Origin of the sequence: Bradyrhizobium lablabi (genome assembly GCF_018131005.1) — a bacterium.
GTDB classification, from domain to species: Bacteria; Pseudomonadota; Alphaproteobacteria; order Rhizobiales; family Xanthobacteraceae; genus Bradyrhizobium; species Bradyrhizobium lablabi_D.
Genome location: NZ_JAFCJK010000004.1, coordinates 105,112 through 115,301, shown reverse-complemented (window position 1 = coordinate 115,301; position 10,190 = coordinate 105,112). Strand labels below are relative to the sequence as shown.

Here is a 10,190-nt window from a genome sequence, read left to right as displayed (position 1 = left end):
AGATTGACGGCGACACATCTTTTGATAGAATTCGAAATCAGCGCCCGGTTGACGATACTTCCGCTTCCTTGTCGCGGCGCATCTCGGCCAAATTTTTATTAGTTCAATTGCGAATTGTTCACTCCTGCGAGCCGCGCGCTCGGGAGTGGATTTGCTGTTACTGGTGACGGCCCAGAGCAGACCGCGTGACAGACCGGCACCAAGGATTCGGCCGCGGCCCTACACGCCGTTTTGCCGGATGGAGGTCGAAGCTGGACGTGACAACCGAACAGGTTTCCATTGCGGGGGTCTGGCCCCACAGTATCCAGGAGTTCGTCGACGGAATTGCTGCAAGCGTGGCGATCGTCGGACGCGGAGAGGCGGGCGAACTCGTCGTATTGGCCTGCAACGACAGTTTCTTCGACATGTCCGGCGGTCGGCGCGGAACCTTTCGACGCTTTCCCGTCTCGTTTGACCTCTTGATGCCGAGCTATGCCCGGCATGAACTCCGCAAGAAACTGCTGGAATGCTTCGACACCGGCCTCGCGCAGGAGCTGGAGCAGGCCTACGACCTGAGGGAGGGAACCGAATGGTGGCGGCTGTCCCTGAAGCCGTTTCGGCATCCCGGCGGCAATGAACCGGTCCTCGAGATCCTCGTTACCGGACTTAACATCACGCCAAAAATGATCCTGACGCATGAACTGGAGGTCAGCACATCGCGGTTCCGGTCTGTGGTCGATGCCGCCTATGACGCGATCATCACGATCGATCAGCAGCACAACATCACCTTGTTCAATCGCGCTGCCGAAGATCTCTTCGGATACGACTCGTCCGAGATGATTGGCCAGCCGGTTCTGCGGCTCATTCCGGAAAGCTTTCGACAGAAGCACGACGGTTACGTCCACCAGTTTGCACGATCTCCCGTGCGTTCGCGCCAGATGAATGAACGCAACCGCATTTACGCCCAGCACAGGGATGGATCGCTGCTGCCCGTGGAAATCGCCATCTCGAAGATCAATGTCGGCGGATTGGTCGAATTCACCGCCATCATAAGGGACATCGCCGACCGCGTGCGCCTGATGGATCTGTTGCAGAAGCAGGCCGTGACGGACGAGTTGACGGGCCTGCCAAATCGCCGGGAATTCCTCGATGTCGTGGAAAACATAATGAGATCGAACGAGGATTTCTCCGTGCTCATGCTCGACGTGGACCTGTTCAAGAAGGTCAATGACACGTACGGACACGATGCCGGCGACGAGGTTCTGCGCGTGCTGGCCGAGGTCGGCATCGCCGCCAGCAGCAAACTGGATGTGTTTGCCCGATGGGGCGGTGAGGAATTCGTGGCGGCGCTCCCGGGAAAGACCGCGGAACAGGCTCGCGCCGCCGCCGAGAAGCTTAGATCGACGTTCGAGCGGCAGGAATTCCCGCACACCTGGCGCACGGGGAACGCCATTCCCTTCACCGTCAGCATCGGCGTGGCAACGCGCGCGCCCGGAGAGCGTGACCTCGAAGCCATCCTCAAACGTGCGGACCTGGCTCTCTACAGGGCCAAGGGAAACGGACGCAATCGCGTCGAGGAGGAGCAAAGCTCTTGAACCGTCGCGCGCGCAAGGACCATCAACTTTTCGCGACAATCGGTCACCATTACTGGTTGCATGTTATTATGGGAACACTCGACCGCCTCTTTTTGTTGAATTGTATTCAACTCGTCATGTTCTCAAGGATATAGCCTGAGAGACAGAGAAGAAGCTCAGGCGTTCCGACATTGATGAAGCCCTCGTTGTTCAAGGGGAGGAGCGTCGGCGGTGCTGAGCGGCAGAGGTCAGGCCGACAACGATAGCCGCGCCGAGCGCGGCCGCGTCGATCTGCGCGCACTTTCCCGCCTTGGACATGACAGCGCTCACACCGTGATGATCAATCCGGACGCTGCGCCGTATGCGGCCCCGTCCGGATGCGTGTTTCCACAACGACTGACGCAAACTTCATAGACGACCGGACGGGAGGATTGCTTGGACGCGCAAGCTGGCAAAGACAAAGACACGGTCCTGTCGATGGCCCAGGAGCAGCGCCCGGCCGAGCAGATCGGAGGTGATGTCGAGTATTCCAAGGTCACGCGCGGCGTTCGCATGCTGCTGATCGGCGTCGTGGGGCTGGTGGCGGTTCTCGTGGGGCTGTCCATCATCATCCCCGTCGAGGAGGTCGCGCGTGCGCGCGGCGAGTTCGTGCCGCTCGGACGCATGCAGGTGATCCAGGCGCCCGAAGGTGGCGCGCTTGAAGCGGTGTCGGTGCAAAACGACCAGCGGGTGACGAAGGGGCAGCTGATCGCAAAATTCCGCGCCGAGGACCTCCTGCGCGACCTTGCGCGTTCCGAGGTGCGAATGGCCTATCTGGCCGTCCAGATCGAGCGGTTGGATGCGTTCGCCCTCAACCGCCCCGCCGTGTTCGACCAATACCAGGCGAAGTATCCTGGAATGGTGAAGGAAGCCGTGTCGCTCGGCGAGCAGCAGCAGCGCGAGCTCACGCACAACCTCGAGGAAAAGGACAAGCAGATCGAGGCGGAAAAGTCGGCACTCGATGCGGCCAATCGCGAGATACCCTCGGCCAAGACCAGCCAGGATGCCACGCAGGAACTGCTGCAGCGCATGCGCCAGGGCGTCGACATGGGCGTCATTCCCGCCAATCGGCTGGCGCAGGCACAGGAGCAGGCGGCGGAATCCGAGCGAGTCCACACCCAGCTCGTCGCCTCGCTCGATCAGCACAGCGCGAAGATCAAGGGGCTCGAGGCGCAGCGCCAAGCCGTGCTCGCGAAGTCCGCCGCCGACGCGCGCAACCAGCGCTCCGAGCTGATGGTGCAACTCGACGAGCTCAAGGCAACTCAGGCCGCCTATCAGAGCCGGTCCGCGGACATCGAGGTACGGGCGCCGGTCGACGGCGTCGTGCAGAAGATCTCGGAGACGCCGATCGGCACCGTGATTCCGCCGGGCGGCACCGTCTGCGAGATCGTGCCTGCGGGCGGCGTGCTGATCCAGGCGCGCGTGTCGCCGCGCGACATCGGCTTCGTGCGGCTCGGCCAAGCGGCGATCGTGAAATCGGATGCGTTCGACTACAGCCGCTTTGGATCGATCCCGGGCAAGGTCGTGCGTATTGCGCCATCAAGCACCGTCGGCGGACCGGGCCAGGCGCCCTACTTCCAGGTCGAGATCGAGCTCGACCGGCCTCACGTAGGTGCCGACGTCGCGCATGTGGTAACGCCAGGCATGACCGGTGAAGCAACGATCCTCACGGGGCAGAAGACGATCTTTCAATATCTGCTGAAGCCTATCTACACGACAATGGATACGGCGATGCGCGAACGCTGAGGAGGTCACTCATGGCCAAGTCCGCGAAGGGCTCAGGAAACACCACGATCCCGTCCTCGCCGCAGGACCTCAAGAAGGCGATCGACAGGCCTATTGGTCAGCCCGACCCGGCGCGCGAGGAGCAGCCGTTCGGCTGGCTGCTCGATGCCGACGGCAATCTGGTGCCCGTGGTGGGCGGCGAGCGTGGCGGTGCGCCATCAAACGTCGATCCGTTGGGACCACTCTCGCCGGAGCCGCCGCACTCAGGACATCAGACGAGCGGCGCGGTCTCTGGAGATACCAGGCCGGCTGGTCCGTCTGCCGAAGTCGTCAGCACTGCCGATCCCAGCAGCGGTCAGGCATCGCACGCACAGGCGGCCGCGACGGTTCACATCGGCTCGGGCGGCTTGATAACACCCGCTACGACGGGCGCTCGCTCCGCGCCGCTCCATGATTCCGGATCCACTCCTGCGCCGGTGCATGCTGGCGGCGGTGGCGGTGGCGGCAGTAGTGCCGACGACGGATCGAACAAGGGCGCGACCAGCTTCCTCGACGTCACTGGAGGGACGCGAAGCCCGACAACGACCACGCGCGACCACACCGGCGGTGATCACGGCGGAATCTCCGGCGACGGCACGCAGGGCAGCCAGACTGGCGGCAGCGGCGGCGCTCCCAACTTCGGCGATGACGGCCGCACTCCTCACGGTGGAGGCGATGACGGACAGACTGGCCAAGGTGGCAGCACCGGCACGACCGATCCGGGACAGGGCACCACGTCGGGCGGTGATGGACAAGGCGGTCAGACCGCCGGCGGCGGTGGTGATGGCCAGGGTAGTCAAGGCGATCAGGGCGGCAGCACCGGCACGACCGATCCGGGACAAGGCACCACGTCCGGCGGTGATGGGCAAGGCGGTCAGACCGCCGGCGGCGGTGGTGATGGCCAGGGTAGTCAAGGCAACCAGGGCGGCAGCACGGGCATGACCGATCCGGGACAGGGCACCACGTCGGGCGGTGATGGGCAAGGCGGTCAGACCGCCGGCGGCGGTGGTGATGGCCAGGGTAGTCAAGGCAACCAGGGAAATCAGGGCAACCAAGGCAATCATGGCGGCCAAGGCAATCAGGGTGCAGGTCATGGCGCCAGTTCCGGCGGAGACGACCAGATCGGCACTGGCACGGACAACGGCGTAGGCAACCAAGGCATCAACCAGGGCAATCAGGTCGGCCATGACACCGGCTCCAGCGGTGACGGCCAGACTGGTCAGCAGGCTGGCACCGGCACCGACAATGGCGTGGGCAACCAAGGCATCAACCAGGGCAATCAGGTCGGCCATGACACCGGCTCCAGCGGTGACGGCGCGTCATCGTCGACGGGTGATCCAACGACGGATGGTTCAGGCACGACCGCGCAGGGCTCCGGCACCTCGACCGGCGGCAGCGACGCAGGCTCCGGCACCACAGGACATGACGGCGGCACATCGATCGGTGACGGCACGTCATCGACGGGCGATCCAATAACGGATGGTTCAGGCACGACCGCGCAAGGCTCCGGCACCTCGACCGGCACCACGGACACAGGCCTCGACACGACAGCGCATGACGGCGGCACGTCGACAGGTGACGGCACGTCCAGTTCGGGCACCACGGCACAAGGCGGGAGCCCGTCGACAGGCAGCAGCGATGCTGGCTCCGGGAGCACTGTGGCAGGCGGCGGTACGTCAACAGACGGCGGCGCTGCGGGCACAGGCGCGACGCAAGGCGGCACCGGAAGCGAAGTTACGCCGCCCGCTGCAAGCGGGCCGGTGAACGCGGACGGGCAGATCACGCTCGTCAGCGTCAACGACTGGTACAATCCGAACTGGGGCGGCGGCTACAACGCGACGTTCCAGCTCACGCTCACCGACGACATGTTGCATGGCGGCATCGTCGACGGATGGAGCCTGCAGATCGGTCTCGACAATCCGAATGCGAGCATCTCGACCGGCTGGCTCGACGGCTTCAACGGCACCGTGACCTTCGATCCCGCGACAGGCACGTTCACCAACGCGGGCCAGGCCTACCAGCCCGAACTGCACGCAGGAGATACGATCCAGTTCACTATTCAGGTCCAGAACACCGGCTTCAACCAGAGCGACATCTCGTTCTCCTTCCAAGATCTCGATCCGACGGCCGCCACGGCAACGACCACCGCCTCCGCAAACCCGGCGGCCGGTTCGGCCGATGCGGCGACGACCGACACGGCTGCGGCAAGCAGCGATCCGGCGGCCGCCGCGGCAGTGAGTGCGACAGCGCCGGCCTTGAGCGACACGGACGCGCATGCGAACTCGGACACGGCGACCGCGACGCATGATGGCGGATCGACCACGAATGTTGCCGATGCAACCACGACGGCGGATGCGACGGCCCATGACGCATCGGCATCGGCTGGCACAACGCCCACGGATACGACGGCCGCCTCGACAGCAGGCGGCGATCAGCATCCAACCGACTCCGCGACGACTTCCGACACCGCGCTTCACTCCGACGCATCTGTTGTCGACGCAGGCGGCGCCAAACAGATTGCCGCTGCACCGGCGACTGACCACAACGGCGGACACCAAGGCAGCGCGGCGCACGATGTCGATCACGGCGCCACGGGACTGCACGTTGGCAAGGACGGCGGCGACGGTGAGAGCCATGGCCGTATCGGGTTGGATTCCGGCGAGCACCAGGCCGGCCACGATCATCATGGCGACATGGGACTGCATCTCGGCCAGGATCAGGGTGATCATGGTCACCACGGCGACATGGGACTCCACATCGGTCAGGACCATGGCGGTGGTGATCATCACGGCGACATGGGGCTCCACATCGGTCAGGACCATGGCGACGGTGATCACCACGGTGACATGGGACTGCATCTCGGCCAGGATCAGGGTGATCATGGTCACCACGGCGACATGGGGCTGCACATCGGTCAGGACCATGGCGGTGGTGATCATCACGGCGACATGGGACTCCACATCGGCCAGGACCATGATGGACAGGGGATCCATGGCGACATGGGTCTGCACACCGGCCAGGGGCACGGCGGGTTCTCGGATGGCACGCAGCCCTATCAGGACCTGGTCGCACAGTCGCAGGCGACTGATCACCAGGATGGGGCGCGAGCCGAGGCCGGCGGCACGTCGTCATTCGAGCACGGGCACGATGTCACCATCGGCGATGCGGCCGGCGGACATCACGGCGAGGCGCCGTCGCCGGCGAGCGAATATCTTGCATTGGCGCAGCCCCATGAAGGCGATGCGGGACAAGCGCTCCATGGCGGCGGCCATGATCAGGGCGCGTCCGACTACACGCAAATGGCAGGCAACGCTGCGCCGCCTGAGGACCATCAGCATTCCATTGCACCCGACCAGCTTTTCGTGGAGACCGGTGCCGTGCATGGACCGGGCGACGCGAGCCACGATTTGCAGCCGATGCACGACGATAGCGGCGCGGCCCACGCCCCGCCGCCCATGGAGGCGCCGGTGGAGACGGATCGAGGCCACCACGGATAGTCAATTGGCTCGCACTTCTCAAAGAAGCAACGACTCCACCGTCGGCGATTAAGTCTTGAGGTTCAGATTACGTTTCGCGCACAAATCGAGCGCACGGCGTTGATGCAGCCGGCCAAGTGGTCATCCGCCGTCAGTTGAAGCGTCGCCAGTCTTTCCGGCGAGCCTCGCGGTAGGTCTGTAAGTTCACAGCAAGGCAAGACGTGTTGCCTCCCTGTAACTACGGCCAGGGACATTCGCGACACCGTCCCTGTCCCGTCGGAAGCGGTGATGTACAGATTGCCTCGTCCGTTTGAACCAGACCGCGCCGTCGAGAAGATCCAGCTCGAAGCGGCGCGCCAGGGCGGCCACTCCGCTGGCGGAGGGGGTCCAGCGCACCTCCAGGCGAGCCCCGGCGCAAATCGGCAAAGACTACGCCGGGGCTGCCGTGACCTCCCGCGCCGACGACTGGGAGTGTTGGGGGGCTGACAATTACTGGATGAGGGGTGGGGAAAGATAAACCACAACTTGCGCCGCGATGTGGGTGCAGTTTGTTCCCCGAGGGCGACGCCCATCGGAAGGGCTCGCCGGACGCTGCATCGACCCAAACCTCATGCCGCTTTTGGGTCGGCGCCGCGTCACTGCACCAATACTGCAATTGCAAGAAGCGCTTCTCGACCCGTCCCTTCAAATGCCAGGTATGCGGCTATCAAACCTGCGAAAGCCGCAAAAGCGAGTGTGCTTAGCTTGGAAGTTTCCATAATCGAACTCCTTAACTAACACAAAATTCCTCGCATCGGACGATTAAGGTTAGACCCCAAAAAAGTAGCCGTGCGTGAAGCCGTTCACATAGATCGCTCTAACTTGGCGCTCAAAGGTTTCGACAGCCGCTGCCGGAGCGATTGATGTCCGCTTGCCCCCCAGTAGCAGCGCAAAACCCCCCAGTAGCAGCGCAAAAGGAGACATGCCGCGAGGTCCGAGAGGGCCAGGAGCGATAGAGAGAGGTCTGCCGTCACTTTGTCGAAGATTTGGCGGAGTCGCTTGACAAAGAAGCAGCGTTTGGCGTGCTCTGGCATGCGGAGGCGTCGCGAGCATTTTTGATCGAGGTAGGTGTGGGTCCGGGAAGCGGCCGTCGGGTAGCTGCCGATTCCTTCAGGGCGAGGAACATGTATGAAGCGCGTCTTGATTACGGGCATGTCTGGAACGGGGAAATCGTCCGTGATCGAAGAGTTGGTTGCGCGAGGTCATCACGCTTACGACCTCGACACACCCGAATGGTCTCAATGGGTCGACACAGATCCCGCAGACATGTTGACGCCAGCTCAAGGAAGGGACTGGGCCTGGCGAGAAGATCGTGTCCGCGCGCTCCTGTCCAAGCCAGGAGACGGGATGCTGTTCATTAGCGGCTGTGCCGAAAACATGCGCCAACTTTTTTTCTTGATCGACGCCATAATTCTTCTCTCTGCTCCGGTCGCAACAATCATGGAGCGGCTCGCGATGCGATCCAGCGGCTACGGACAAATCGCGGAGGAGCGGCAGAAGGTTTGCCAACTGATCTCAACCATCGAGCCTGTGTTAAGGAAGTCTGCGGACTACGAGATCGACACAACTAGGCCGATCAACGCAACCGTCGATGAGATCCTCCGAATATTGTAGTGACAGTGCACTTGTTAGCGCGGCCGGTCGCGACGAGTTACTCTCACCGTAATTCGGAATTGTTGGGTTACGCTTCGCCAGAGGCGCGTGCTCACAAATCTGATGGTGTGGCACAACGAAGCGCATCTCCGCTTTGTTCACAAAGCGGCAGAGGTCGTGTGGTGGAGCAGCCGGTGGCGGCTAGCTCACTTGCGCTTTCAGTGGCATAGCAGACCATGCCGGACTTACCGCCAGCTCAACCCGGTCGCGAAATGATCCCGGAACAGACATCGGGTCACAGCCATCTCCCGCTCAATCGATTACATCGTCGGCGACCGCAATCAACGAAGGCGGAATGGTCAGCTCAAGGGTTCTAGCCGTCTTGAGGTGGACCACCAGCTCGAACTTAGTCGGCTGTTCGACAGGCAGCTCCGCCGGCCTCGCCCCTTTGAGAATTTTGTCGACGTGACCTGCTGCACGGCGGTAGAGGTCGAAAAGACTTGGCCCATAGGAGATCAGGCCGGTAACCTCGGCAAACTCTCGCGTCGGGTATACCGCCGCCATCCGTTGACCTGCTGCAAATCCGGTGATGGCGCGTCGGTTTGAGAAATTCCACGGATTGCGGGCAACGAACAACCCCTGCAATCGCTCCCGGGCTATCAACCCAAACGCATCATCGTAGTTCGTCGGCGTGTGCTCGGCATGAAGCAACGTAATCCCAAGCCTCTGCGCGGCGTTGCGCACGCCGATCGCGGCCGGGCTTTCCCAATCGAGTTTCAGCCCCAGATAGGCCGCTCGGCTCGCATTCGGTGCGACCTCGGTCAACAACTGCAATCTACTCGCCTCAAATTCTGGTCCTGTGTTGCCTGAAAAGCCTGTGATGTTGCCACCCGGTCGGGCGAGACTGGCGACGAGCCCCTGCGTGGCGGGGTCCGAGCTGTTGGCCATGACGACCGGCACGGTTCGCGTTGAGCGCTGGAAGGCGTGCGCGACCTCGTTGGCGCCGCCTCCTCCCGCCAGGATAACGTCGGGTGAAGTCTCAAGGACCCGTGCCGCGATTTCATCGATTCGTCCGAGTTTCCCATCGGCCGAATAAAAATCGAACTTCATGTTCTTGCCGTCCACGTAGCCAAGCTCCCGCATGCCTTGGAGGAAGGCGACCACAGGGCCTTTCCAGGCATCACCCTCCTTGGCGTCGACGAATTGGCCGGTCGGAACGACAAATGCGATGCGAAAGACTTTTTCGGTCGATCGCGCCCGTCGCGGCCACAGTGCGGACACGATCCCGCAACCGATCAGGGTGATGACGAAGCGTCGTTTCATGTGACCATTCCCCGATCTGGCGAGGACATTTCGTCTCGTGTTCGCTGGGTTTGCAATCTACTTATCAGTTGGGCATCCCTAAGGAAAAGAGAAGTTAGTGCGGCCGCACATTATCGACCATGTCCGTTCATGGCCTATCGCGACTTTCCTGCGCTGCGAAATCTGGCCGTCATCGGTGCATAGCGGACATTCAGTAGGACGCACTGCAATCTCGATTTGAAGGCGTCCTCAGCAGACGTGTCGCTTCCCCTGTAACTGCAACCACGGATTTTCCTGGACCGGATGTCCTCAATAAGTGCGGTCGGGCAGCTCCCTTTCGGGGGCATAGCGGACCATGCCCGGACTTGCTGCCGGCTCAACCCGGTCGCAAGTGATCCAATCATTCATGCAGTCACCGCACCGC

At 62.5% G+C, this 10,190-nt stretch carries 5 protein-coding genes; 4 read left to right on the top strand and 1 reads right to left on the bottom strand.

Features of this window, described 5'->3' with window-relative positions:
• Positions 1 to 257: 257 nt before the first annotated feature.
• The 4 genes from JQ553_RS13640 (at position 258) to JQ553_RS13625 (ending at position 8,485) form a co-directional block, all read left to right on the top strand.
• On the top strand, positions 258 to 1,574 hold the full coding sequence (locus JQ553_RS13640; RefSeq protein WP_212500489.1) for a diguanylate cyclase: 1,317 nt from the start codon (positions 258 to 260) through the stop codon (positions 1,572 to 1,574).
• Positions 1,575 to 1,988: 414 nt separating this feature from the next.
• Positions 1,989 to 3,338: an HlyD family type I secretion periplasmic adaptor subunit gene (locus JQ553_RS13635; RefSeq protein ID WP_212500488.1), complete on the top strand. Its 1,350-nt coding sequence runs from the start codon at positions 1,989 to 1,991 to the stop codon at positions 3,336 to 3,338.
• Positions 3,339 to 3,349: 11 nt separating this feature from the next.
• On the top strand, positions 3,350 to 6,853 hold the full coding sequence (locus tag JQ553_RS13630; RefSeq protein ID WP_212500487.1) for a hypothetical protein: 3,504 nt from the start codon (positions 3,350 to 3,352) through the stop codon (positions 6,851 to 6,853).
• Between the two features lie 1,146 nt (positions 6,854 to 7,999).
• Positions 8,000 to 8,485, top strand: coding sequence for an AAA family ATPase (locus JQ553_RS13625; RefSeq protein ID WP_212500486.1), 486 nt, complete (start codon positions 8,000 to 8,002; stop codon positions 8,483 to 8,485).
• A 291-nt stretch (positions 8,486 to 8,776) separates the two neighbouring features.
• On the opposite strand, the gene JQ553_RS13620 is transcribed toward JQ553_RS13625, so the two are convergent.
• Entirely contained in the window at positions 8,777 to 9,787 is a 1,011-nt protein-coding gene (locus JQ553_RS13620) for an ABC transporter substrate-binding protein (RefSeq protein WP_212500485.1), read from the bottom strand.
• Between the last annotated feature and the right edge of the window lie 403 nt (positions 9,788 to 10,190).

What these genes read in the sequence shown, in the direction of transcription:
- JQ553_RS13625 (WP_212500486.1), top strand. Translation starts at nt 8,000, where the DNA reads ATGAAGCGCGTCTTGATTACGGGCATGTCTGGAACGGGGAAATCGTCC.
- JQ553_RS13630 (WP_212500487.1), top strand. Translation starts at nt 3,350, where the DNA reads ATGGCCAAGTCCGCGAAGGGCTCAGGAAACACCACGATCCCGTCCTCG.
- JQ553_RS13620 (WP_212500485.1), bottom strand. Translation starts at nt 9,787, where the DNA reads ATGAAACGACGCTTCGTCATCACCCTGATCGGTTGCGGGATCGTGTCC.